Source organism: Marinomonas sp. AWM4_232, assembly GCF_056158325.1.
Genome location: NZ_JBSWTA010000001.1, coordinates 3,538,016 through 3,562,599, shown reverse-complemented (window position 1 = coordinate 3,562,599; position 24,584 = coordinate 3,538,016). Strand labels below are relative to the sequence as shown.

Annotated in this window: 19 protein-coding genes; 6 read left to right on the top strand and 13 right to left on the bottom strand. The window is 41.4% G+C overall.

Annotated elements, in window-relative coordinates; all coding sequences use genetic code 11:
* Nucleotides 1-16: 16 nt before the first annotated feature.
* The gene (gene sbcB, locus ACXAC1_RS16855; RefSeq protein ID WP_475062970.1) at nucleotides 17-1,465 is read right to left on the bottom strand and encodes an exodeoxyribonuclease I; all 1,449 of its coding nucleotides are present in this window, start codon (nucleotides 1,463-1,465) and stop codon (nucleotides 17-19) included.
* A 76-nt stretch (nucleotides 1,466-1,541) separates the two neighbouring features.
* On the opposite strand from sbcB, the gene ACXAC1_RS16850 reads away from it, so the two are divergent.
* Entirely contained in the window at nucleotides 1,542-2,045 is a 504-nt protein-coding gene (locus ACXAC1_RS16850) for a YchJ family protein (RefSeq protein ID WP_475062969.1), read from the top strand.
* Nucleotides 2,046-2,107: 62 nt separating this feature from the next.
* Here ACXAC1_RS16850 and ACXAC1_RS16845 read toward each other — a convergent pair whose 3' ends face one another.
* Genes ACXAC1_RS16845 through ACXAC1_RS16835 form a run of 3 tightly spaced genes read right to left on the bottom strand, consistent with a single transcriptional unit; the run spans nucleotide 2,108 to nucleotide 6,485 of the window.
* Nucleotides 2,108-3,196, bottom strand: a complete 1,089-nt coding sequence (locus tag ACXAC1_RS16845; RefSeq protein WP_475062967.1) for an HD domain-containing phosphohydrolase — start codon at nucleotides 3,194-3,196, stop codon at nucleotides 2,108-2,110.
* 15 nt (nucleotides 3,197-3,211) lie between these two features.
* Entirely contained in the window at nucleotides 3,212-5,962 is a 2,751-nt protein-coding gene (locus tag ACXAC1_RS16840; protein WP_475062965.1) for a hybrid sensor histidine kinase/response regulator, read from the bottom strand.
* A gap of 13 nt (nucleotides 5,963-5,975) precedes the next feature.
* Nucleotides 5,976-6,485, bottom strand: a complete 510-nt coding sequence (locus ACXAC1_RS16835; protein WP_475062963.1) for a putative pterin-binding protein — start codon at nucleotides 6,483-6,485, stop codon at nucleotides 5,976-5,978.
* Between the two features lie 276 nt (nucleotides 6,486-6,761).
* Here ACXAC1_RS16835 and aroA point away from each other — a divergent pair, with 276 nt between their 5' ends.
* From aroA to ACXAC1_RS16820, 3 genes are all read left to right on the top strand, one after another.
* Nucleotides 6,762-8,039, top strand: coding sequence for a 3-phosphoshikimate 1-carboxyvinyltransferase (gene aroA / locus ACXAC1_RS16830; protein WP_475062961.1), 1,278 nt, complete (start codon nucleotides 6,762-6,764; stop codon nucleotides 8,037-8,039).
* Between the two features lie 96 nt (nucleotides 8,040-8,135).
* Entirely contained in the window at nucleotides 8,136-9,134 is a 999-nt protein-coding gene (locus tag ACXAC1_RS16825; RefSeq protein ID WP_475062960.1) for a phytanoyl-CoA dioxygenase family protein, read from the top strand.
* 35 nt (nucleotides 9,135-9,169) lie between these two features.
* Nucleotides 9,170-10,420, top strand: a complete 1,251-nt coding sequence (locus ACXAC1_RS16820) for a tyrosine-type recombinase/integrase (protein ID WP_475062959.1) — start codon at nucleotides 9,170-9,172, stop codon at nucleotides 10,418-10,420.
* On the opposite strand, the gene ACXAC1_RS16815 is transcribed toward ACXAC1_RS16820, so the two are convergent.
* The 5 genes from ACXAC1_RS16815 to ACXAC1_RS16795 form a co-directional block, all read right to left on the bottom strand.
* The gene (locus ACXAC1_RS16815) at nucleotides 10,407-11,528 is read right to left on the bottom strand and encodes a glycosyltransferase (protein WP_475062957.1); all 1,122 of its coding nucleotides are present in this window, start codon (nucleotides 11,526-11,528) and stop codon (nucleotides 10,407-10,409) included. The genes ACXAC1_RS16820 and ACXAC1_RS16815 overlap by 14 nt on opposite strands.
* A 3-nt stretch (nucleotides 11,529-11,531) precedes the next feature.
* Nucleotides 11,532-13,265, bottom strand: a complete 1,734-nt coding sequence (locus ACXAC1_RS16810) for a rhamnan synthesis F family protein (protein WP_475062956.1) — start codon at nucleotides 13,263-13,265, stop codon at nucleotides 11,532-11,534.
* A gap of 10 nt (nucleotides 13,266-13,275) precedes the next feature.
* A complete protein-coding gene (locus ACXAC1_RS16805; protein ID WP_475062954.1) occupies nucleotides 13,276-13,968 on the bottom strand; it encodes a class I SAM-dependent methyltransferase in 693 nt (230 codons plus the stop codon).
* Between the two features lie 12 nt (nucleotides 13,969-13,980).
* Nucleotides 13,981-15,210: a glycosyltransferase family 4 protein gene (locus ACXAC1_RS16800; RefSeq protein WP_475062953.1), complete on the bottom strand. Its 1,230-nt coding sequence runs from the start codon at nucleotides 15,208-15,210 to the stop codon at nucleotides 13,981-13,983.
* Nucleotides 15,211-15,289: 79 nt separating this feature from the next.
* Complete coding sequence (locus ACXAC1_RS16795; RefSeq protein WP_475062951.1) at nucleotides 15,290-16,435, bottom strand: calcium-binding protein; 1,146 nt, start codon at nucleotides 16,433-16,435, stop codon at nucleotides 15,290-15,292.
* 100 nt (nucleotides 16,436-16,535) lie between these two features.
* Between ACXAC1_RS16795 and ACXAC1_RS16790 the strand changes: the two genes are divergently transcribed.
* The gene (locus tag ACXAC1_RS16790; RefSeq protein ID WP_475062950.1) at nucleotides 16,536-18,125 is read left to right on the top strand and encodes a clostripain-related cysteine peptidase; all 1,590 of its coding nucleotides are present in this window, start codon (nucleotides 16,536-16,538) and stop codon (nucleotides 18,123-18,125) included.
* An 89-nt stretch (nucleotides 18,126-18,214) separates the two neighbouring features.
* On the opposite strand, the gene ACXAC1_RS16785 is transcribed toward ACXAC1_RS16790, so the two are convergent.
* Together ACXAC1_RS16785 and ACXAC1_RS16780 are read right to left on the bottom strand one after the other, a co-directional pair.
* The gene (locus tag ACXAC1_RS16785; protein WP_475062948.1) at nucleotides 18,215-19,168 is read right to left on the bottom strand and encodes a tetratricopeptide repeat protein; all 954 of its coding nucleotides are present in this window, start codon (nucleotides 19,166-19,168) and stop codon (nucleotides 18,215-18,217) included.
* A 235-nt stretch (nucleotides 19,169-19,403) separates the two neighbouring features.
* The gene (locus ACXAC1_RS16780) at nucleotides 19,404-19,643 is read right to left on the bottom strand and encodes a hypothetical protein (RefSeq protein WP_475062947.1); all 240 of its coding nucleotides are present in this window, start codon (nucleotides 19,641-19,643) and stop codon (nucleotides 19,404-19,406) included.
* Nucleotides 19,644-19,708: 65 nt separating this feature from the next.
* On the opposite strand from ACXAC1_RS16780, the gene galE reads away from it, so the two are divergent.
* Nucleotides 19,709-20,755 carry a UDP-glucose 4-epimerase GalE gene (gene galE / locus ACXAC1_RS16775; RefSeq protein WP_475062946.1) on the top strand — a complete coding sequence of 349 codons (1,047 nt, stop codon included), beginning with the start codon at nucleotides 19,709-19,711 and terminating at the stop codon, nucleotides 20,753-20,755.
* 245 nt (nucleotides 20,756-21,000) lie between these two features.
* On the opposite strand, the gene glmS is transcribed toward galE, so the two are convergent.
* Together glmS and ACXAC1_RS16765 are read right to left on the bottom strand one after the other, a co-directional pair.
* The gene (gene glmS / locus ACXAC1_RS16770) at nucleotides 21,001-22,815 is read right to left on the bottom strand and encodes a glutamine--fructose-6-phosphate transaminase (isomerizing) (RefSeq protein WP_475062944.1); all 1,815 of its coding nucleotides are present in this window, start codon (nucleotides 22,813-22,815) and stop codon (nucleotides 21,001-21,003) included.
* 120 nt (nucleotides 22,816-22,935) lie between these two features.
* A complete protein-coding gene (locus tag ACXAC1_RS16765) occupies nucleotides 22,936-24,522 on the bottom strand; it encodes a glycosyltransferase family 2 protein (RefSeq protein WP_475062943.1) in 1,587 nt (528 codons plus the stop codon).
* Nucleotides 24,523-24,584: the final 62 nt, after the last annotated feature.

Here is a 24,584-nt window from a genome sequence, read left to right as displayed (position 1 = left end):
CTCGTGTGGCCGATTATTAATATGGATAAATGCCTTGGGCATAATCCGCTAAGTCTTGCAGCATGATGCGCTTACTATCAGGTAGACTTTCATCCAGCGCCAATTCATTAAGACGCTTAAAATATTGGTCCATGGTGATACTTCCGCCGCCGTCTGCTTCTAGCAGTCGTACGCGTCGATACTCTTCCCACTCTTCCCTCTGCTGACTGTTCATTTGCTCAGGATAGTTTCTAGCAAGATACCTCATAAACATTTCAGGCAAACGACGATCATCAAACGTCAGTTCCAATTCCCCTAAAATATCGCTTGGGGTCGAGCGTATCTCATCCATTCGTTGTTTGTCATCACGGGAAAAGAAGCCGCCGCTATAGAGCATTAAATCTGGATCTTTGTCGATCTTTTCAAAAGCTTGCATAAAGACATTGGACAACTTAGCAGCAAGTCCAGGAGCATTTTTTAACAGTGACAAGTTTTTGCGGCAAATATCACCGTCCAAATTAAGCCGTTGCACAACTTTTTCATCTTTTAGGAAAGTAGCCGGCGCCACAGCTGGACATTTATTCAAATGAATAACTTTCAGCGGAAGTCGTGTTTCTTCGGCCAACTCTTCTTTTGTCGAAAAAACGCGGCGCTGAATGTCTTCAACGGATAGATCAATTAGCGGCTGCGCATCTTCCATAAGGTCATACACAATAACACCATTTTTATTGGATGGATGCGGTGCTAACGGAGCAACAAACGCAGCAAATTTTTTCTCATGCCCAAACATTCCCGAAATATGTAAAAATGGCTTCATACGAACCGGATCGACAAATTGTTGCAACGCGGACTTTTCACGCATAGCAAAGTAGTAATCGAAGAGTTTTGGGTGAGTTTCCTTAATCAACTTGGCCATGGCGATAGTGCCATGAACATCTGATAAGGCGTCATGGGCCTGTTCGTGAGCGATCCCATTTGCCTTAGTCAGATCTTCTAACTTAAACGAGTAGCTTCCATCTTCTTTTTTAGGCCACTTTATACCCTCAGGGCGCATGGCATAAGTCATACGCACCAGATCAATAACATCCCAGCGGGAACAACCGTTTTGCCATTCCCTTGCGTATGGGTCGATAAAGTTACGGTAGAAGCTATTTCGGACCACTTCGTCATCAAAGCGCAGAGTGTTGTAACCTAAAGAACAGGTTCCTGGAACGGAAAGCTCCTGTTCAATTTGTTTAACAAACGCGGATTCTTTTAGACCTTCTCTAATGGCATCTTGCGGGGTAATGCCCGTTAGCAAGCATGCATCAGGGTGAGGTAACACATCATCAGCTAACTTACAGTAAAGCATGATGGGCTCACCGATTGGGTTAAAGTCCAAATCCGTGCGAATACCAGCGAACTGCATTGGTCTATCTTTGGCGGGATCCACTCCGGTAGTTTCAAAGTCGTACCAAAAAAACGATGTTGTCGCACTGTTACTCACAAATTAGTCCTGTTCGGTTTGTTTAAAACGGGTATTATACGCATCTAAACAAGAACTTGGCGATGAAGGAATGTGAATGACTCCACCTGCTCAATGTCCCTGCGGATCAAAAGCACATTATGAAATGTGTTGTGGAATGTACCATAACAACCCTGGCACGGCTCCTACTGCCGAAGCCTTAATGCGATCACGCTACAGCGCTTTCGCACTTCAGAACTTCGACTACATTGCCAAAACCCAGAATCTGAAAGAAGACACTGGGCAAACAGCCGATGAAATACAAGATAGCAACGGTGCTACCCAATGGGTTCAACTTGAAATCATTGCTACCGAAGATGGTGGTCCAAAGGACAAAACTGGAATGGTAGAATTTGCGGCGCATTTCAAAGAAGGTTCGAATACTGGACGTTTATCAGAGCGATCTCTTTTCGAGAAGAAAAACGGTCAATGGTTGTACATCTCAGGCGAGCATGAAATTCAAGGACATACTCCTTACGTTGCCCCAGATAATGCCAAGGTTGGACGCAACGACCCTTGCGTTTGTGGGTCTGGCAAAAAGTATAAAAAATGTTGTGGTTAATATGAAAACAATACATCCGCGCATTAGGAACGAGTTCTATGCACGAATACCCTATTTTTCCCTTAACCTCTTGCTTCCTTTTCACTCGCTTCATCCCATTTTGCCTTCACTAGCCTCACCTCTTCATCTTGTAGAATAAATGCATCTACCAACTCAGGATCGAAGTAAGCGCCCGAGTTTTCCTTAAGGTATTGATAAGCCTCTTCAATCGACCAAGCTTTTTTATATGGCCTCTCCATAGTCAAGGCATCAAACACATCTGCAATGGCAACGATCCGAGCCGTTATTGGAATCTGCTTTCCTTTTAATCCTGAAGGGTAACCTGAGCCATCCCACCTCTCATGATGTCCAAGTGATGCTTCAGCAGCCATTTTAAACAGTGGCGCCTCACTGTTACCAAGTATGTTTGCGCCAATGACAGGATGCTGCTTCATGATCTCCCACTCTTCATTGGTTAATTTTCTAGGCGCTTTCAAAATACTATCTGGTATACCAATTTTGCCTGTATCATGCATTGGTGCGGCCAATCTAAGGTTCTCAACTTGACCGTCGTTCCAACCAATTTTTCTTGCTAAAACGGCACAATAATCAGCCATGCGCCACATGTGACTTCCAGTCATTTCGTCATTATACGTGCCTGCTTCACTTAACATTTTAACAGCAGAGTACAAGGCTTCTCTTAATTGAGAAGTTCTCTCCTCTATAATCAAGCGATTTCGTTTGTTCTGTTGGGAAAGCGTTAAATGGTTTGAAACTCTTGCTAATGTAGTAAGTGGCGTAATGGGTTTGGTAATAAAATCAACTGCCCCTACTTCGAACCCCTCCTGCTCATCTTCAATAGAAGTCATGGCAGTTATGAAGATGACGGGGATGTGGGCAGTCTGCGGGTCTTGCTTAATCATTTCACAGACCTGATACCCGTTCATTTCAGGCATCATGATGTCCAGCAATATAAGGTCAGGCTTTTGGGCAGCAACAATTGACAAAGCCAGTTTTCCACTCTTTGCGACAAGTACGTCATAGTGTTCCTGTAAAATACCCTTAAGAATGTTGATATTATCAGCCATGTCATCGACAACTAATATTTTCGATCTTTCACATGTGCGCTCGACATCCATTGATGGATCGTTTAAGTAGTCTAAATTTACCATTCTTTTTACCTTCACCTACAAAGCGTTCTTTAGATTTTCGAGCTGCTCAATTGCAATATCATAGTCATAATTTTCGATTTTAGCCTGAACATATCTTAATACACGTGCATTTTGCTGATCCACTTGATCAAATAAAACAATTAGCTTTCCAGAGACATCTGAAGCACCCATTTCAAGTTCTTTGATGATTTCACTTAAACTAAACTTAATTTCATCTGTTGACTGCACAGCTTTTGGCTCTGCATTGGATGAACATTCTGAAACAATTTCTCTATCCGTTATATATGTAGTAACTTGCTTCATTAGCTCTTCAGCAGCGTCTCTAACTCTCATGATTTGAACAGTATGCTGTTTGCAGCCAGTGTTACCATTTTCAGCTAAATCTTTTTCCAATTGAGCCACCTGAAAGGCAAATTGTTCACCACCAATATTAGCAGCACTGCCTTTAATACTGTGAAGTTCATAAGATGTCATAGGGATAACGGAAGAGTTATGAACGGTAAAAGGTAAGAGCAACTTAGAAAACCTATGCAGCAACTCAAGGTATCTCTTCTGATCTCCGCCAACCCTATATAAACCAGCATCAGATGCGAGGACACGTTTTGCATTAGGCAATTCATTTATGCTTGAATCAACAGGCTGGTTCAGCAACCACTCTTCAAGTTTATTGAGTAAAAGAAGAGGATCTAAAGGTTTAGTCAAAAAATCACACATGCCTGAGTTCATAGCAACTTGTTTATCTGATTCCAGTACTCCCGCTGTTAATGCCAGTATCGGAGGACATTGTTCACCACAGTGCTGGATAATTGCCTGTGTGGCTTGGTAACCGTCCAATACAGGCATTTGCACGTCCATCAAAATTAAGTCAAATAGACCACACTTAGCAGCTTTGACAGCTTCTTCACCATTTTTAGCAGTCGTTACGATAACCCCTAGCTTCTCTAATAGGGCTGAAGCTATTTCCGTATTAATCGGATTATCTTCTGCGAGCAAAATTCGTTTTCCTAAAAGACTATCGCATTCATGGTATTGACCTAATATATTTGTCTCATGACTATCTATGTTAGGTATAAAATTGATACAACTGTTAAGCTTTAACTTTGTGAATAAACTAATTCTTCGCCAGTTGAAAACACTCCTCTTAATAGAATTACCATATAAATAAACCCTCCCACTGAATATTTTGTTAAAGGCAGCTTCACATTGCGAATCGATATTTAGGCATGCTTTTTCACTTAGAATGAGAATTTGTTGCATGCTAGCCACATGGTTTTTGGTGATCGCTATATGACTTATGTTTAATTGTCTTACTATATCGAGAGCAATCAGATCGTCTTCCCAGACACACACACTTTCGCTCAACTCAGCCTCGGTAGCTTGTTCCATTGCTTCAAGAGGGAGTGTTACGTAAAAAGTTGACCCTTTACCTAAACTACTTTCAAAGCAAATTTCTCCTCCCATAAGCTCGATTATTCTCTTAGATATGCCCAGCCCTAGCCCCGTACCACCGTACAATCGTGTTGTGCTGGTGTCAGCTTGACTAAAACCTTCAAATATATCGTTTGTTGTATCTATGCCAATACCGGTATCGACCACTGTAAATTTTAGACAGTCTTTGTCTAAAGAAGTCATTAACGAAACCGACCCCTCATTGGTGAACTTAACAGCATTACCAAGAAGATTAACCAAAACTTGTTTTAGCTTGTTAGGGTCGCCTAGCCAAACATCAGGTAATTGAAAATTTCTAGAAACAGTAAAATTAAGCTGTTTTTCCTCTGCGGCTGTTCTGCAGACTTGGTACGAGTACTCCAAGACATCATCGAGTTTAAATGGTGCAGACTCAAGCTCAAGCTTTCCAGACTCAACTTTCGAGAAATCCAAAATATCATTAATAATATGTAGCAAATTGTTTGCAGAGCTTTGGATCTTCAAAATTTGATTGCGCTGCTTAGCTTGTAAATCAGAGTCCAAAACTAAATGAGACATACCGAGTATGGCATTCATAGGCGTTCTGATTTCATGACTCATGGTCGCTAGAAAGTCTGTCTTGGCCTGAGTAGCCGCTTGTGCAGCGGTCGCAGTCACTTGCAATTCATTAGCCAAAGCTTTAGTTTCTTGATACGACTTGATACTTAGGGCTATCTGTTTAACTAACATGCCTATAATTAGCAACATAACCAATGTTAAGCACGCTACAAGCACACCCAGATAGTGGTATAAACTGTATAAATATTCTCGCTCATAGACCTTATCTTTAGACCTACGTTCAAGGGCGGCAAAAACAATGTCTTCCGTGACAGACAGTAAGACAGCAACCTCGCTCTTAATCTGCTCGACATCGATCGTACTTGGATCATTAACAAACAAAGTATTGTCAACGGTATGCATAGCCGCATTTAAACTATGACGATACTCGTCAGATCGTTCTAATTTATTAAATAAATCTTTCAACTGACCTGACGAAATAACATTCATGCGGCTGTATAGAATATCGAATCTTAATTTTGCCTCTTCTAGTTTTTCAGTGGCTCCATCAGAGTTTCTTGTGTAAGCCCACAAACGAATAGAATTCCTAAACTTTAATGCTTCTCGATCCAGCTGATAGGAGGCCCATAACGCGTCTTCTTCTGCTGCAGAGAGCAACTCTTTTTGCCGATCTAATAATTGTAGATAAAGCAGTATAATTATTACCAAAAATACTGCAGCAGCAGCCACTAAAAGACTAATAAAACGTCCATATTTATAATTACCCCCTCTCCATCTCATCGTGGCTACATCCCTATTGAACCGTTATACTTTTAACTTGCCACACAGAACGGTTATGTATTACCTCGTTATCGAGAGATGGGTCATTAGCGAAAGGGTATAAAACAAATAGCGGGCCTTTATCCCTAACGGACATCTGCTTACCGTTCATATCCATGGCCAGCATGACATCATGATCATAAGCATCTTTAGAGGGGACATTTGCTGTGTAGTCATTCAAGGCTGTAACGGCTAAATTATTTCCATTTGCCCCAACCGCTTCTAACAAAGACTTAAGAGATGGTCCGTTAAACGTATTGATGCCGTCCGTCCAAGGGGTATCGGTCATCAGCTCTTGCTTTCCAAGTGCCATGAGCATTTCACGATCAAACTGAGCGCCAAATGAGCTATTTGTCTCCGATATGTTGCCCGATACCGTTAAAATAACGCGCCCCTTCGGCGCCTCTAGCGCAAAACTAGAATTGGCAACAAGCAACGTACCTAAAGCAACAATAATAAGCGTTTTCTTCAATGTTATGGCCATGGCAACTTACCTCACATGGTGGATGGCTAGTGATCAAACTCACTGAATAATATAGGCACTCAACCAGAGTAGTCATTGACATGTTACTAATCTTTACGCAATCACAACCCAGTTATACGAACCATTAAACACAATGCGTACAAACATTAATCAAGACCATTAATAAGCTCGTAAAACGGTTGCAGTCAGCCACGAGTAAACGTATCGTACGAAGAAATGTAAGAAAATAACGAAGTTGTATTTTGATACCTCACTTCCTTTGGTATGGATAGATTCATGAACTCCCTAACACTTGGTCCCCTTAATAGCGCCAATGGCGAAATCCAAATCCCTGGTTCGAAAAGCTTATCAAACCGTATTCTCCTGCTTGCCACACTTGCAAAAGGCACGACTAAAATCACAAATTTGCTAGACAGTGATGACATTAAGCACATGCTGAATGCACTTAAAACCATGGGAGTGAACTATCAACTGGAAGATGAAGGTCGCACTTGTATTTTAGAAGGCCTTGGCGGTCCAATAAATGTTGAATATGCTGATCTGTTCCTAGGTAACGCAGGTACAGCAATGCGCCCACTGACAGCAGCATTGTGCCTTGGCACGGGTGAATACCGTTTACACGGTGAACCACGTATGCATGAGCGCCCAATTGGTGATTTGGTGGATGCGCTAGTAGATCTAGGTGTTGATGTTCAATACGAAGATAACAAAGACTATCCTCCGCTTTTGATCAAAGCTAATGGTATCCTAGGTGGTGAAGTATCGATAAAAGGCAATATTTCTAGCCAATTCCTGACAGCTCTTTTGATGAGTGCGCCATTAGCAAAAGGCGACTTAACCATTAAAGTTGATGGTGAACTGGTTTCCAAGCCATACATCGACATAACATTGTCTGTCATGAAGCAGTTTGGTGTAGAAGTTGAGAATCAAAATTACGAAGCGTTTGTAATCAAAGGCAACCAGACTTACCAAAGCCCGGGCGAAATCATGGTGGAAGGTGACGCATCCTCTGCTTCTTACTTCCTTGCGGCAGCAGCGATTGCTGGGGGCAAAATTAAAGTTCGTGGTGTTGGTTCTGAAAGCGTACAAGGCGATGTCAAATTTGCTGAAGTGCTTGAAAAAATGGGCGCAAAAATCACATACGGACCAACATGGATTGAATCGGAACGTGGTGAGTTAAATGGCATTGATATGGATATGAACCACATTCCTGATGCTGCGATGACTATTGCGACAACGGCGTTGTTTGCTAAAGGCCCTACAACGATTCGTAATATCTACAACTGGCGCGTAAAAGAAACCGACCGTTTATACGCCATGGCCACTGAACTTAAAAAGCTTGGTGCGGATGTGGTAGAAGGTGAAGACTACATCACCGTTACACCAGTTGAGACTTTACAGCACGCAGCTATCGATACTTACAACGATCACCGTATTGCGATGTGTTTCTCTTTGGTAGCGTTTTCTGACACCCCTGTAACGATCAATGACCCAGGCTGTACATCAAAAACCTTCCCGACTTACTTTGACCTATTCAATAGCATCACAGCATAACACAGATATATTGAATAATTCGTTACTTTAGCCCTCAACTTTAGAGGGCTTTTACATTTAAATACTCAACATTGAAGTTTTAAAAAAGGAAAAGGAATGAAAGCTGATTTTAGTCTAGAAATTCCAAGATTTGAGAACCCCTTCGAGGATGGTAAAGCGCTGTCAGAACTTGAATTACACATTTCTCAAAAATTAAGGGAAGATGGCTTCTGTGTGTTTGATTTTCCAGAGGATAATTTCGACAGTATAGCAAACAGCTTAATATCGAAATTAACCAAACATTTTATTGCTAACAGTCCTGAAGGAAAACTAAGACCAGGATTAAGGTTGCAAGATGCCGTTGAAATTGAAGAAGTTAAACGCATAGCATCAAATAAAACCATTATAGAGATTTTAACAAATGTGTATGGGCGCAAGGCATTTCCATTTCAAACCTTGAACTTTCCATCAGGTACCCAGCAAGGAGCTCACTCAGACCATATACATTTTGACTCGCTGCCACATAAGTTCATGGCTGGCGTGTGGCTAGCACTAGAGGACATTGATGAAGAGAATGGACCAATTTTTTATTATCCAGGTTCTCATAAGTGGCCAGCTTTAACCAATATCGATATTGGATGTCATTCAACTGAAGATCTCAAACTTTTGCAAAGACGCTTTGCCAGTGCATGGGAGGCCTATGCTGCTGTCTACGGAGTTGAAAAACAATTTTTTCACGCGAAAAAAGGGCAATGCTTGATTTGGGCTTCTAATCTTGTTCATGGTGGGGCCTTACACCAGAACATGAGTCGAACTAGATGGTCACAAGTCACTCATTTTTATTTCGACGACTGCGCATATTATACACCCATGCTGAGCACCCCTCATGCTGGCTATTTTCATTGGAGAAAAGTCTTTGATCTTTTTACAAATGAATTAAAACCAAACGTTGTCAATGGCTACCAGATATCGACTTTAAGTGACAATGTTTCTCGAGAGACATTTAATTTTGATCCAGAAAAGTATTTGGCGCTCAACCCTGATGTTCAAGCAGCAGAAGTTGATCCATATCATCACTTTTTAAAGTACGGCTTTAAAGAAGGTCGTAAATTTTAGTTATCACTTATGAATTTTTGTGCAAAGCGATTTAAATGAAAGCCCCACTTCCGTTAATTGACAACTTAGAACACTTGCCTAATCCATTTACACAGTTTCATGGTATTTTGGGGTCTTTGCAAAACGACATCCCACAACTTAGTAAAGTTGATTACCAACGAGACTTACAACTAGCGCTTTGTTTTATTTACAGTTACAACGGTTCTCAAGCAACTTTTAATTCTTATCGTCGTGAAGTAGAGAGACTCTTGCTTTGGGCTTGGTTTGTGGTTGAATCACCGGCTCTGGCATTGCGCCGTGATCAAATCGAAGAATTTATCCATTTCTGTAACGCACCTCCAGAAGATTGGATTGGCACCAAAAACGTCGCACGCTTCAAAAACAAAATGGGAGAACGAGTGCCTAATGATGAATGGCGTCCATTTGTCGCACACGTATCAAAGTTAGACTTTCGTAATGGCCAGGTGCCATTGTCACAGCAATATTCCCTATCGCAAGCTGCGATTCGTGCTACCTTCTCTATTTTATCATCCTACTATGGCTTTTTAATGCAGGAAGAAGCGGTGCAACAAAACCCCGTCGCTTTGATACGTCAAAAAAGTAAGTTTGTTAAAAAGGAAGTCACGCGCCGCCAAGTACGACGCATCTCTAACTTACAATGGGATTATGTCATTGAAACCGCTGAATTAATGGCTGAAGAAGACCCAGTCACCCATGAGCGCACTTTGTTCATTATGAATGCACTACTTGGGATGTATCTGCGTATTTCTGAATTGGTTGCGGATGAACGATCAGCACCAATAATGGGCGATTTTATTAAAGACGCCGACGGCAACTGGTGGTTCAAAGTTTTATCGAAAGGCAATAAAGAGCGCCTAGTTAGCGTATCAGATGAAATGCTCAATGCATTGATTCGCTATCGCCGTTTTCGCCAGCTTCCAGATTTACCAACCGTGGCAGAGCAAACCGCCCTCATTCCGAAAACTCGTGGGCAAGGCGCCATGACCAGCTCACGACAAGTACGCAATATCGTGCAACATTGTTTTGATCAGGCTTTCTACCGTATGTGTGATGATGGTCTGAAATCTGACGCGGAAGATCTAAGGGTGGCTACCGTGCACTGGTTGCGTCACACCGGAATTTCAGAAGACGTAAAAGTTCGCCCTAAAGAGCACGTGCGCGAAGACGCAGGCCACGCAAGCATGGCCACCACGGATCGATACATAGATACGGAATACCGCGAACGACATGCCAGCGGTCGCAAGAAATCACTTAGGCCGCATTAGAGAACTTGCTTATAATCGAAGCAATCAAATCGGTCGTTTTCTTTTTTAGATCCAATTCTGATGGATCTACAGACACAGCGTATGTCTCACGATCAAAATCGATTAGGCGTTTACAAAAAGCTGTCAAACGGTCCGAATTGGCCTCGCCAGAAAGCGTATAACCGTATTTATTTGTTAACTGATAGGAACTGCCAGTAGCACTGAAAGCAACAACAGGCACCCCTAAAGCGAAGGCTTCTAGTACCACTAGAGGATTAGGATCCTCTCGTGATGTCAGCAGAAACATATCAGAAGATCGAATCAATGGCGCAGGATTACTCGTTGCATTAGACCAATACAAATTCTTAAGCGGGTTCTTTTTATTCAAAGGCAATGCCGGGTTAGTAGACCTGACAAAGTCATCGTCATCCCAGCTCCCAACCCAAATAAAATCATGCTCTGGAAGTGAGCGAGCCAGCTCCCAGAATATATCACTGCCCTTTCTGTGAACAGCTGTGCCACACATTGTGAACACTTTTCGTGTATCCGCTTTTTTAAACGGCAAGCCTCGAGCATTAATACAGCTGTCAGGCACTAGTTTTGACAACGCAAGCACTTCATCATAATTTATGCCTACACCAAAATTAACATGCACAGCATTCACACCAAACAGAGACTCAAAATCCCTTTGGCTTTCAAAAGATGCAAAGGTAATGAGATCACAATATTCAAAGTCATAAGGATCAAATAAGTTATTTTGCTCTAACCCAAAAATTCCTTCTTTCATCTCATGCACGTGAAGAATGCATTTTGTATTGCACTTCTTTGCCGCTGACAGCCATTCTGATGCTGCAATGGAGTTAACGTAGATAAGATCTGGGCTATGCTCCTGAATTGTCTCAACAGCAAGCTTCAATCTATCCTCTCTAATCAGATTAATGCTTTCATGAAACATGTCATCAACGATTACTTTGGCAAACTTGGTGTCGTCAATTTGATCACCTAAAGGCCCACTCTGACGTGCGATCAAAAATGTCTCTATTGATTCAGAGAAATACTCAGCCATTTTCAAGCCAATTTTAGGTGCGCCGGTTAAGCTTAAGTCATGTAAAACAAAAAAGATTCGCATACACTAATTCCAATAAAACTTATAATCTAATTCTTTCATGACATTACCAAACACTCGCTCAATAGCGTGTTCTAGCTGCCCATCAACCAAGAAATCCAAGCCCTTGTTGTCTGCATTGATAAAAGACATGCCTTTCACTTTATCAAATACAACTTTCATAATGTCTGGCCTCATCATCATCATTGTGCCTGACACATATTCACAACCCCTATTTTCTTCGCTGATATTGAACTGATCTAGCAATTGATCATAAAGTTTGGTGTTATCTCCAAGACTTGTTTCTTTATGCTCAGACGCACCAATGATCCCAATGTGCTGATCGGAAAGAAGCGCTGAAATATTATTTTTTATGATCTCATTTGAGCCCAAAATGGCATTAAGAAGATTAGTTCGCCAAGTAATCATATGGTTTTCTGATATATGCTGGCTTTTTTTACCATGCATAACCACTAATCCAACATAGTTATCTAAATCAATTTCATGAAGGAGTGATATATAACCGCCTATATCTCTACCTTCGTTAACAGAAATTTTGATATTGGATTTCGGATATGAACGCCTGATCTCATGCATGGTATCCAAACACCATGTGCTATCCACCATATTGATATGAAGATCAAATTCAACATCAATATTATCAATATACTTTTTCAGTTCTGGCCATAAATCTGCATAATACAAATGCATTAGCACACATAGAGGCTTTTTATTTGATACAGAGCTAATTAATGAAGTGTCAAATTTCTTTTTGCTTTTAGATTTAGGTGAGAAAAAAGCGCTGAAATTATACGGCCTGCCCTCTTTTATTCCATGAGAAAGATAGTGATACAGACTGTCTATCGGTGAATCTTTATATATTTTTTCGATATCACGATGTAAATCTAAGTACCCCTTAGGGGTGAAATCCATCGGGATAAATCTTGGCAATGCCTCCAATGTCTGAAAGAATTTGATTACACCTTTATATTGTTCATCAAATAAATTAAGGCCATATTTTTTCTTAACAAATAAATTTGCATCATTTGCCAAGTTTGGAAAACCAGCACCTAAGAAAAATAGTTTTAGAACATTATCGTCTGTTTTTATTTTACCTTTGTCGAAAGGTAGAATTCTATTGGGATAGCATTTCTTCCAATAGAATTCGATCGCACAATGGTGATTATCAAAGCCAGGTACCTTCCCCCTTAGCCATTCATGATCAATCAACCTATGTGTTGGAAGCTTGTGAGCCATTCCCTCTTCTAGATAATGTATCACCGCGTCGGTACTACTATCCAATTCATTGATAGCTTTATAATAAGTGGCATCAAATAATGGATTTGGGTGAATTCTAGCATTGATGTCTAAAAATATTTCTAAAGCAGCCTCATGTCGACTAAGGTAATTACTGCCTATTTGTTTGGCAATAAACTGACTATCGAGCAAAGAAGAGCTTGCCAGCTTCAAAACTTTTTCAAATAGAATATCGACTCCAATACTCGAGACCGTTTGCGCAATACTTTTAAGTTTGTCGGTAGAAACTTGTAACTCTTTGCAAACATCTGGATAGACTGGAAAGACATCATTAAGTCTATCGTATGTAATAAGTAAAAGAATCAAGTAAGTACTGGAAAACTCATTATCATCACAACTATTAAGCTGTTCCCGAAGATACAATATTGCTTTGTTGTATTGACCATCATCTAACATCGAAATGACAGGTGATAAATCCAATGAAGAGGTATAGACTTTTTTCATAGCTCAGAATTTACTTATTTGGCTTCACAAGAATGGCAATAGATTGACCCAATGGTTTGTCATCCATTAAAGGTTGGCCCGCGTCAACAAAGCCTTTTAGCTCAAAGCCGATTTTTTCAGCCCATAACTTGATTACATTACGTTCAATAAATACATTAGTATGCGTCACTGTTTCATTGATCGTAGATTCAAGAGTGGTTTCAAAAACAGACCAGTGACCAGGTTCAGAAAATTCAATAAAGCTAAACACTAAAACCCCGCCTGGCTTTAATGCTCTTAGTGACTCATGAAGATAGATAAACGTTTCTGCATGCGGTAGATGTGTAAATAAACTGAAAGCACACACCATATCTAAGGAATCTGATTCGATAGGTAACCTGAAACCTTGAGATAATACAAAATTATAATTAGGCGCTTTAGATTTAGCATACTCTAAAAGCTTCCTAACGATATCAATACCAGTGTAATCAAGGTTCTCTATGGTTTGATACAGCTGACTCGATAATCGACCACTACCACAACCAAGATCAAGCATTCTCATTCCTGGTTTTAAACCGAGTTCTAAAAGTAATTTGGCCTCTATCATGCCAACTTCTTTATAATTTCCGCCAACTGCAATCTCCATTGCCTCATCCATTGGAAGTGATTTAACTAAGTTAGCGACAAAATTTTCATAACCCTTTACTGAACTAGAAATAGGCATTTGAAGTCCTTTTTAATTATCTGAATTTAACAGTTCAAAAAACGCAGGTAGAGATACCGTTTTAAAATCATATTTTTCAATCACTGTTTGACGGGCCTTATTACGTAATGTTTCATACTTCTCAGGCTGATTGAGAACCTCAATTACTTGACTGGCCAACGCCTCACTATCATGAAATGGCACTAGAAGACCATTTTCACCGTGTGTTACAACCTCTTCAACAGGCGCAGTTGACGACCCAATCACCAAACAGCCAGCAGACATGGCTTCTAACAAAGACCAGGATAAAACAAACGGATATGTCAAATAGACATGGGCACTTGAAATCTGTAGCGCAGTTAAGAAATCTTGATAAGGAAGCTTACCAGTAAAATGTATGCGGTCGAGATCCAATTCATGCTTAACTTCGTCAAAAAAGATCGACTTCCAAGTTTTACCATCTGGTGCCTTTTTACCATAGCTAGCCCCATCACCACCAATAATTAAAACTTGGCAGTTCGGTCGCTCTTTCATGATAGTAGGCAGCGCTCTCATGAACTTGTGGTAGCCTCGGTAAGGCTCTAAGTCTCTGTTAACAAACGTGATCACTTCATCTTGGTAAGATAAAGTTAATCCGCTTGGCAATGTCAGCAGCGCATTCTTATTGGGTGTTATTTTATCCGTATCAATGCCGTCATGTATCACATGTATTCTATCTTGATGAACTTTAGGAAAGCGACTCTTTTGCCAATGGGTGGGAGAAAAACACTCGTCAAGCGTTTCAAGTGCCATAGCATGCACTGAATTCAACGAACGCACATTAAACACATCGTTCATCGAATATGGGAACTCATCATCGAAGCCTACATCTGCCCCTCTGAAATGATAATAGTATTCTAACAGACCGATTATCTTGGCATGAGGAAAGACTTCTTTCAAAAAGATCGAATCCCCCCATCCAGGGTGTACAAAAATCACATCTGGCTCATAGCCTTGGTATTTGTGCTGAATAAGCGTGTTAGCAACCACCGTCGCGCGCTTAGATGCTTCATTATAACTTTGCGCAAAGTGATGGACGCCTGACGTATCAGAGCTTTCAGGCATACGATATTGAATTAAAGGGTAATCTAAAGTGTCAGGATTCACTTTAATTTTTACATCTTCACCCATAGCGCAAATGCTAACATTTGGCAGTTTTGCCATGATGGGAGCGATACGTGAGAATTGGCCAGGATAGGAAGGGTGAATAAATAAAATATCCATATATATTACAGTACCAAATCAAATAAAAAGAAGCCCGCAAAAGAGCGGGCTTCTATACAGCAACTTTAATCTTTAATAATTAAAGATCGAAGTCAATCATACCAGCTGTAATGTCTGAAACCGATACACCAACAACGGTGATAGTAGTATCTGATTCACCAGTATCGAATGTGTAAACAGCGTTACCGTCTACGTCTTCAGCACTGATTAAGATATCTGCAAGATCATCTAGAGAGTTCAATGTATCGTGATCAAATACAAACTTATCGCCTGCACTGAAATCATTGATTGTTACATCACCGATCGCATCAAAACCAAAGACATCATCACCAGAACCACCTACTAGTGTATCAGTACCACCACCACCAATGAGTGTATCGTTACCCTCACCACCAGCGATCATCTGATTTGTAGCATCTGCGTTGACATATGTATCAGTGTCATCAGCGACAACAAGGTTACCATCACCAGCGAGAAGCACTTTCGCGATATTTTCGATGTTGACAGTCGATCCATCATCTAGATCAAAGATATCAATCAAAGCAGCATTGGTAGTATCAGTCGATGCCTCAGCACCAACGATATCTACTTCAGTTGCTGCACGTCCAACAACATCACCACCTAATGAGTAAGAAGCAAATTTAACAGTGTCGTCAATTCCGTTCAACAGGTTAGCAACTGCTTGCTTATAATATCCTTCAACTGTAGGGTCAACTGAATCAAGCCCATGATTCAAAATTGTATCCAAAACTGCTTGTTGGCCTGTTTGAACAGCGCTTTCACCAGTTATTTCTGATACAGAAGAAGTTAATGTTACACCATTAGCTGCGGTCACAGAGCCTGCTGACTCACCATCAGCAGTAGTTAGATTAGCAGTACCAGTACCACCAACGACAGTATCACCAGAGAAAGTCGTTACTCCTACTTTCTTCGATGCACCACCTTCTACCGTTACAGTGCCAGTAACACTCGTTGCACCATCTTCAACAGTTAACTCAATAGTATCAGACTGTGAAGATGAAAGGACGTTCGCTAAACTTGTAGTACCCAATGAGCTACCTTCACCATCTGACTCAATCGTCACAGGATCAGTGCCAACACTACTAGTAATTGACGTGATACTGTCATCACTCAGCCCAATCGAATCTAAAAAACTTGATATTTCAGTACCATCACCAGCCGAAACGCTGCTGGCATCAAATACTCCGCCTGGAACTGTTGCCATATTAATCTCCTTTAACAGGTAAAGTTCTAAAAAAAATGCTATTTTATTAGATAACTTAAAAGGCTCAGTATCAAGTTAATTTTAACCAAAATGGACATATATGATTAATCGAAATGCGTTGTATGCCATCTACGCTATATACATTGACGATACGTTATCAGAAGAGGAATATCTTTCCATTAATCATAGCTATCTCAATAATGGTTTAGCATCTAACGCAGCTATAACTGACCTTTTGGATAAAAATAATTGGATGCATTCAAGCAGCGTTAGTGACTTTAATACCCAAGTCATAAGAGGGCTTCTTCCGGACACGCTACAACCTAGTGAAGCACTGATCAGTGCTGCAAAACTCTATTTAAGTGACCTATTGACAAGCCATTCTCGACTAGAAACACTTTACCAAGCCACCAATAGCCTTTTAGCGGTTACCTCAAGTGAGGATTGGCTGCACGCCTTTCAACAACGGCTCATTAACATAGCAAGTTTATCGGAACAAATTGAAACCTCGCAGCAACACTTGCATGCCCCCCTCTGTTTCTCCCACGCCTTCAGCATCATTACAGATGATTCCGCGACGATTGAAACGGCTATCCAATATTTGTCAAACAATCAAAATGAAACGTGGCACTTTATGTTTTATATGATCGCTGACAATGACCTTGAAACCTATGCTTTACAAGACTTACTGGAAATCCAAGCTCTCGTAACCAACAGCAATATTTCCGCGACCGTGGTACTAGACAGAAGTGATACCTATGATGCCAGCCAAGGCGACTGGACTGATACCCGATACGGCAGCATTAATGCAAACTCGGAAAGCGTAAGTGCCGATTTAGTTAGTATTGGAGAGCTCAATATGACCGATCCTAACTACCTGACAACCTTTATCGATTGGTCTACCCAAAGCTACAGTGCAGATAACTATGTATTGGCACTTTGGGATCATGGGCTGGGTTACGAAGGCATCGGGATAGATTATTCAAACCGAGGAAGCTCACTAGCTATTAATGACATTAATTCCGCCTTAGAGGGCACCGAACTTGGCTCTGTTGACACGATAATTTTTGATGCCTGCAATATGGCAACAATGGAAGCAATCGTCGGACTACAATCCGTCACCGACACCATTATTGCTTCACAGGACATTGTCCCGGATGAAGGCATCGACTACACAGCATTTAGTGAGCTAATAGCAGACAACACAACCGATGATAACGTCATGCAATCCATTCTAAACAGTTATCAAGAGGCCTTTAATGGGCTAAGCACCCTCGCCTTGTCTGAGTTAAAAACCTCTTACACCACCGAATTAAGCGATACTTTAGAGCGTTTTGTCGACACAACCATCAGCACGGCGCAAGAATCAGACTGGTCCCTGATACAACTTGCCCGTTCAAACAGTAAATTCTACTACGAGACCAAAAGCATCGACATCAGCTCATTTCTCAATACACTGACAACACTTGACGTTAACTTAGATATCCTCAGCGCTGCAAATGACATGCTTACCGCAGTGAATAACGTTATCGAAATGAATGTATCAACATTAGATTTAAGTGATGGACTGTCTATCTACTGGCCTGAAGAATCCAGAGGCGAGTACTATGATCAAGAGTATGAACTGATCGCAGAAGAACTTGGCTTGGAAAGCTGGAATAACTGGTTAAATACTTTTTGGGAGACTTGACAGAGTCTTTGCACAAAGCAACTTTCAAAATAAACATTAGCAACGATTGAAGCCATACTTTATGGTTCAATCGTTGCAATGGTTGAGTATTACTCCGCACCAGACTGTAGCTGATTCAAATTATACAGCGCATCCGGATAATTAGGTCGAAGCTCTAACGCTTTTAACAAACTACTCTTTGCTTCTTCTAAACGACCTTGAGAGCGCAATAAATTACCTAAATTATTATGCGCTTCAGGCATATTAGGATTGATATGCAAAGCGCCTTGATAAGCTTTAATGGCCTCTTCAATATTGCCGCTTCGTTTATAAGCAACACCCAAATTTACCATAGCGGGCAGAAAATCATTTTTGTAGCTTAACGCCCGCTTATGGAAGGTGATTGCTTTGGTAAAGTTCTCGCGGTCTTGAAACATCATACCAAGATCATTATAAAAATCAGGACGATCCGGCGCTAAAATAATCGCCTGCTGCAAAAAAGCGAGCGCTTTATCATTGGCCCCCTTATCACGAAGCACCAAAGACATACCATGCAACGCATCAGGAGAGTCAGCATTAATTTGCAGAGCCGCTTCGTACAATTTCCCAGCCTGATCAACGTTGCCTTTTGAATGACTTTGGCGAGCTTGAGCAATCACCTCATTGATCGTCAAAGGCTTGTTAATCACTTTTTGCAAATTGTTAATATAAACTTCTGCTTCCTTGCTCTTAGCCAGCGTCATAGACGCTTGAAAGGCCTTCAATGCTTCCTTGAAATTGTTTGTTTGCTGGTGCGCGATACCAATCTGAACCAATACAGACGCCTTTATCTCGTTAGAGATAGACTCATTACTTTGAACTTTTGGCCACAACGTTTTGAGTTTGATTAATGCATCAGCAGATCGATTTGACCGATTCAAAAGAACAACAAAACCAATATTTGCCGCCAAATTATTAGGCGAAGACATTAAAGCCTTACGATAGTGCTTTTCTGCTTTTTCAAAGTCCTGATTTTCTAGGGCTTTTGCAGCCTTATGTAAACGCTCATCTAAAGGTTTAGCCATAATAAATTGTCTCTATTTCCATATCTACACAAAATAAATGGATCATAACAAAAGCAATGCAGGCATGCACTCAATCCATTACGAATTTACCGACGCTATTCTTTGCAAAGCAGACATAACAAAAATGTACGGCAATTCATCCTAAATACCATGATTGCCAGTGTTGACACCAAATTTCACACCGCTTTGCTGGATGATGTCAGCAACAGGTTTCCCTTTCCTAAAATTTGTCTCTTTAACGTTTGCTTAACCTATCGCGTAGATGCCAAACCAGCCAGATAAAACACCATAGCAGCACCACAGACAACCCGATATAAGAAAGTAATCGCTCTCCCTGAGTCGGCAATTCAGGTGCTTTAACCGCTAACAAATAGGCAGTAATAATTGATAAAGGCCGCAATAACCACACCGATGGCACACGACGTCCAAGCATTAAAATACGTAACCAGTTTGGCACAATCCACCTCAGCTTCATGTATTATGCCCCCATAGTAAATGATTTGTTTGAAAGTTTGATGATTTATAGGGAAATTTTTACAAATGCGTACAATCTTAGTGACTGGTGGTGCAGGCTTTATCGGCAGTCATGCCTGTGTTGAACTTCTGCAGCAAAACTACGATGTAGTCGTTGTTGATAATCTATGCAATGCGAATCCAGCATCCCTGCAACGGGTAGAGCAAATCGCCGACAAATCGCTACATTTCTACGAAGTGGACCTGCTTGATCAAGTTACGTTAAGCAAGGTATTTAAAGAACACTCGATTGACGCCGTCATTCATTTTGCTGGATTAAAAGCAGTTGGCGAGTCAACGCAACAGCCACTCACCTACTACCATAACAACCTGACAGGTACTCTAGTTCTGCTGGAATGCATGCAAGAAGCCAACATATTTAATCTAGTATTCAGTTCCTCGGCGACCGTATACGGTGACAATAACCCAATTCCTTACACTGAAGAAATGCCTTTATCTTCGACCAGCCCCTATGGTCGAACCAAGGTGATGATTGAGCAATTTTTAAAGGACGCTTACGCCGCAGATCCGCGCTGGAACATTGCAATGCTGCGCTACTTTAACCCAATCGGCGCTCATCCAAGTGGCCTAATTGGCGAAGATCCTAATGGTATCCCCAATAACCTAATGCCTTTTATTACCCAAGTAGCCGTAGGAAAGCGTGAGCAACTTAGTGTCTTTGGTGATGATTATCCTACTATTGATGGCACAGGGGTTAGAGACTACATCCATGTGGTTGATCTAGCATTAGGCCATATCAAAGCGCTGCAAAAGCTAGCACAACAAACAGAGTCCAGTATTCAAGCCTACAATCTTGGTGCGGGTAAAGGCTATAGCGTGTTAGAAATAGTGAAAGCATTTGAACGCGCTAGTGGCCAATCCATCCCATTCAACATCGCCCCACGCAGAGCGGGCGACATCGCAGAATTTTATGCAGACACCAGCAAAGCCCTTAAAGAACTAAACTGGCAAGCTGAACTCGACCTAGAAACCATGTGCCGAGACTCTTGGAACTGGCAGAAAAACAACCCCAACGGATATGAGTCGTACGAGCTGACTCCTGTCAGCGATTGAAGTGTCTCTTCCCCGATAGAATCGGGTCGTACGAGCTGACTCCTGTCAGCGATTGAAGTGTCTCTTCCCCGATAGAATCGGGTCGTACGAGTTGACTCCTGTCAGCGATTGAAATGCCTCTTCCCTGATAGAATCAAGCCTTACGAGCCATCTCCGCATGGCGATAAAAGATTATCATCCCCGATAAAATCGGGTCGTACGAGCTAGTTTTATTTTTCAATCAAATCAAAGCTAGGATGGAATAGCTACTCCACCGTCACACTCTTCGCTAAGTTTCGAGGCATATCCACATCATTACCAAGTCGCATTGCAATTTCCATTGAAAGCAGCTGAACAACAACAAGCATCTCGAAAAACTCAAGCATAGGGTGCTCGTGCTCATTGGTTAAAATTAAATCATCCGCAAGCTCAAATGGCATGGAGGAAATGGCAACAATCATCGAATCTCGCGCAGAAAGTTCCTCAACATTACTTTTAACTTTATCGTACAGTGTCGATCTGGCCATTAACGCGATAGTGAATAGTTGATCATCGGCCAATGCAATGGGGCCATGCTTCATTTCACCGGCCGGATAGCCCTCGGCATGTAAGTAACTGATTTCTTTAAGCTTGAGCGCTCCTTCAAGAGCTAATGGATAAAAAATATCACGCCCTATGAAGAAAAAACCGTGCCCATGGAGATATCGTTTTGAAAGTCTATGAAGTTTTTCATGCATATTAGAGCTAATTTTTAGCGCATCAAGCGATGCTCGCATCGCTAACGTTTCATATTTAACAGCATGCAAGTCCAGCGTGTTCTTGGCTTGCCCCCAATATACTGATAGCAACCATAAAGTAAGTACCTGCGCAGTAAATGCCTTAGTAGAAGCAACGCCCTTTTCAATACCAGCACGTAATAGAATCTTATGCTCAGCCTCACGAACGATAGAGCTGTTAACTACATTACATAGTGCAAGAGTTGCAATCCCTTGTTTTTTGGCAAGCTTGATCGCTTCCAATGTGTCAGCAGTTTCGCCCGATTGAGAAATAACGATAAATAAACCATTTGGATCAAAAATAGGATCTCGGTAGCGCAGCTCACTGGCGATTTCAACTTTACAAGCAACCTTCGCATGGCGCTCCAATAGGTAGCTAGCCACTAATGCCGCGTGATAACTCGTACCACAAGCACAAAGCGTCACTGAAGTGAATTCCGCCAGCCAGTCTGCTGGCACTTCGCTCAAAGCAACCCGCTCATTTTGAATTCGACCATTTAGGATATCCGCAGCCACTGCAGGTTGCTCATAGATTTCTTTTTCCATGAAATAACGGAACCCTTCTTTCTTCGCACTTAAGCTGCTAGCAGGAAGAGCAGAAAACTGAGGAATGACCTCATTACCAGAAGCATTGAAAAGCTCAAGTGAATTATGGCTTGCAACGCCCCATTGACCATCTTCTAAATAAACAGTCTGATTACAGTGCTCAACTAATGGAGAATCCGTTGAGGCGAAATAACACTCATCATTTTCAAATGATAACTGTAGCGGAGACCCTTCTCTTGCAAAGAAGACATAACCAGGAAATTGCTCTGTCACTAACAAAATTGCATAGGCGCCGTGCAAGTACGACAAGGTAGCTTCAAAAGCTAACTTTGCATTCTCTAAGGTAGAGTCATATTTCGCTAGCTCACGTTCAAAAATATGAACAATGACTTCGCTGTCCGTTTGGCTAATAACAGATGTCTCAAGAGAGTCTTTTAGTGTGACGTAGTTTTCAATGATGCCATTGTGCACCACTTGGCTATGCAAAAGCCCGTGTGGATGTGCATTGATTTCAGTTGGTTTGCCATGGGTTGCCCAGCGAGTATGTCCAATAGATGCCACCGTCCCCTTGGTGCGATAAGTCGCTACTTTTTGCACAAGATTGTCTAGTTTGCCAACCGCTTTATAGGTATGAACACCATCACTCTCTAATACAGCAATACCAGCTGAGTCATAACCACGATATTCCAGCTCTTTCAAACCGCTCAAAAGAATGCTTGTTGCTTCCTTTTTACCTATATAGCCTACAATACCGCACATATAAAAATCCTAATATCCTTTAGGTTCATAAAAATAATAATCGGAATCTTACCTACCACTTAAGAAATTACAATTATTAATACAATAAAAGCGCAAATGTATTTATTCAGTTTAAGATGCTTACTCGTAGATTACTTTTGGTATCCACTTTATCAACTCACTGGCACTTTCCTCATCACCACGGTTAAGAGCGTCCTGGTATTGCTTTATAAAACCAACCTCTACAACATTGTCTAACTTTAGATAGCTTCTTGATGGCTTTCTTTGATTATTTTCTAAACGACGACACATAGCCTGCGGCACATCAAATGGACGTTGTGATGGATATTGTGGCAAGTATAAGCTTTGAGCGGATTCATGCCATGCCAAGGCAGCCTCATGATAGTCCTTGCGCAAGCCTTTAAATTGGGTTCGAAGATGCGTAGCCCCTTGACTAGTCAACGCCGTTTCTAACACTCGACCAAAGGCTAAAGGCGTACCAGGCAAAATTTCTTCAATAGAGGTATGACCATAAGTCTTTAAAATTCGATAATAGTATTCAGTATCAGCGTTAACCGAAACGCGATCCCAAAAGCCTAATGTTGTAAAAACCTCACGCGTAAACATTAGCGATGAGACATTACGATAAATCCATGCATCTTCGATACGCCAGCGCTCAAACGCTAGTTCATTGGAAGAACGTACCCAATGGGTGACACAGGCTTGAAGCTGATTATTTTGGCGTAAGCATTTGACCTGTTTTTCTATCTTATTAGGGTGGGACCAATCGTCCGCATCGTGCACAGTGATATAGTCACCCTTTGCCAAGGCAAGTGCCGTATTGCGCGCCGCATACGCCCCTTGGTTTTGCAGATGTCGGAATATAGTTATTTTCGGATACTGCCTAGCCAAGCCGGAAACAACCTCAGCACTCAGATCCGTTGAGGCATCATCGACCACTAAGATTTCAATGTTTTGCCATGTTTGCGCTAGCAAAGAATGTAAAGCCGTTGTAATCGTTGCCTGGGCGTTGTAACAAGGAATAATGATTGATACTAGTGGCCCTTCTACATCCTGACTCTCTATATTACTAGGGCTTGTGAAGAAATTTGGCAGCAGATCAAAAAGGTTAGCATCATTAACATGATTTTCTTCCTTATAAACCGCTTGCTCTAAACCATTTGTCCGCCAAAGACGATTAATATAATGAAACTTATCTTCGCCTGAACAAACCATAGACAAAGCAAGCACAAGATCTGCAGATTTTGGAAATTCTGGTATGGCTACTTTATCTAAAAAGCTTCTCGCTTCAGCTAGCTGATCTTGGTAGTAGAGCGAAGAAAAATACAGTAGCAACGGCCCTTGGTGCGGCACCAAGCATCTTGCACCACTTGCAAAAAATAGCGTGAGATATCCCTCTACTTCCGACCATTGGCGATAACTGCCAAACCAACGTGCCAAAACCCAACCAGCAAGCCCCTGTTCTAGTGTATTCGAGTTAGTTAGCAGCTGCTTAAGTTGCTCGACTCGATCCTCACTTTGCTCCTGCCATAGAAGCTCTTCTAATTGTAATGCTTGAAACTGACATGGTAGACGACTCTCGTTAAAGCCATGATGCAAATAATGCCCCCATGGTTCCACTCCTGCGGCGGCAATGTCAGGATAGGTACTTAAGTAAAACTCAGAATCAAAGACATCTCTCAATTGCTCAACGGTTAATTCACTCACACGACCTTCCAAATATACAAATCCAAATGATCACCACTTAATAACTTTATCACTGTGAGCCG

Bases quoted from the DNA above. Each gene is read 5' to 3' on its own strand.
- ACXAC1_RS16795 (WP_475062951.1), bottom strand. From the start codon at position 16,435: ATGGCAACAGTTCCAGGCGGAGTATTTGATGCCAGCAGCGTTTCGGCT.
- ACXAC1_RS16815 (WP_475062957.1), bottom strand. From the start codon at position 11,528: ATGCGAATCTTTTTTGTTTTACATGACTTAAGCTTAACCGGCGCACCT.
- ACXAC1_RS16785 (WP_475062948.1), bottom strand. From the start codon at position 19,168: ATGGCTAAACCTTTAGATGAGCGTTTACATAAGGCTGCAAAAGCCCTA.
- ACXAC1_RS16820 (WP_475062959.1), top strand. From the start codon at position 9,170: ATGAAAGCCCCACTTCCGTTAATTGACAACTTAGAACACTTGCCTAAT.
- ACXAC1_RS16790 (WP_475062950.1), top strand. From the start codon at position 16,536: ATGATTAATCGAAATGCGTTGTATGCCATCTACGCTATATACATTGAC.
- ACXAC1_RS16805 (WP_475062954.1), bottom strand. From the start codon at position 13,968: ATGCCTATTTCTAGTTCAGTAAAGGGTTATGAAAATTTTGTCGCTAAC.
- glmS (WP_475062944.1), bottom strand. From the start codon at position 22,815: ATGTGCGGTATTGTAGGCTATATAGGTAAAAAGGAAGCAACAAGCATT.
- galE (WP_475062946.1), top strand. From the start codon at position 19,709: ATGCGTACAATCTTAGTGACTGGTGGTGCAGGCTTTATCGGCAGTCAT.
- aroA (WP_475062961.1), top strand. From the start codon at position 6,762: ATGAACTCCCTAACACTTGGTCCCCTTAATAGCGCCAATGGCGAAATC.
- ACXAC1_RS16825 (WP_475062960.1), top strand. From the start codon at position 8,136: ATGAAAGCTGATTTTAGTCTAGAAATTCCAAGATTTGAGAACCCCTTC.
- ACXAC1_RS16850 (WP_475062969.1), top strand. From the start codon at position 1,542: ATGACTCCACCTGCTCAATGTCCCTGCGGATCAAAAGCACATTATGAA.
- ACXAC1_RS16840 (WP_475062965.1), bottom strand. From the start codon at position 5,962: ATGAGATGGAGAGGGGGTAATTATAAATATGGACGTTTTATTAGTCTT.
- ACXAC1_RS16800 (WP_475062953.1), bottom strand. From the start codon at position 15,210: ATGGATATTTTATTTATTCACCCTTCCTATCCTGGCCAATTCTCACGT.
- ACXAC1_RS16780 (WP_475062947.1), bottom strand. From the start codon at position 19,643: ATGAAGCTGAGGTGGATTGTGCCAAACTGGTTACGTATTTTAATGCTT.
- ACXAC1_RS16835 (WP_475062963.1), bottom strand. From the start codon at position 6,485: ATGGCCATAACATTGAAGAAAACGCTTATTATTGTTGCTTTAGGTACG.
- ACXAC1_RS16810 (WP_475062956.1), bottom strand. From the start codon at position 13,265: ATGAAAAAAGTCTATACCTCTTCATTGGATTTATCACCTGTCATTTCG.
- ACXAC1_RS16845 (WP_475062967.1), bottom strand. From the start codon at position 3,196: ATGGTAAATTTAGACTACTTAAACGATCCATCAATGGATGTCGAGCGC.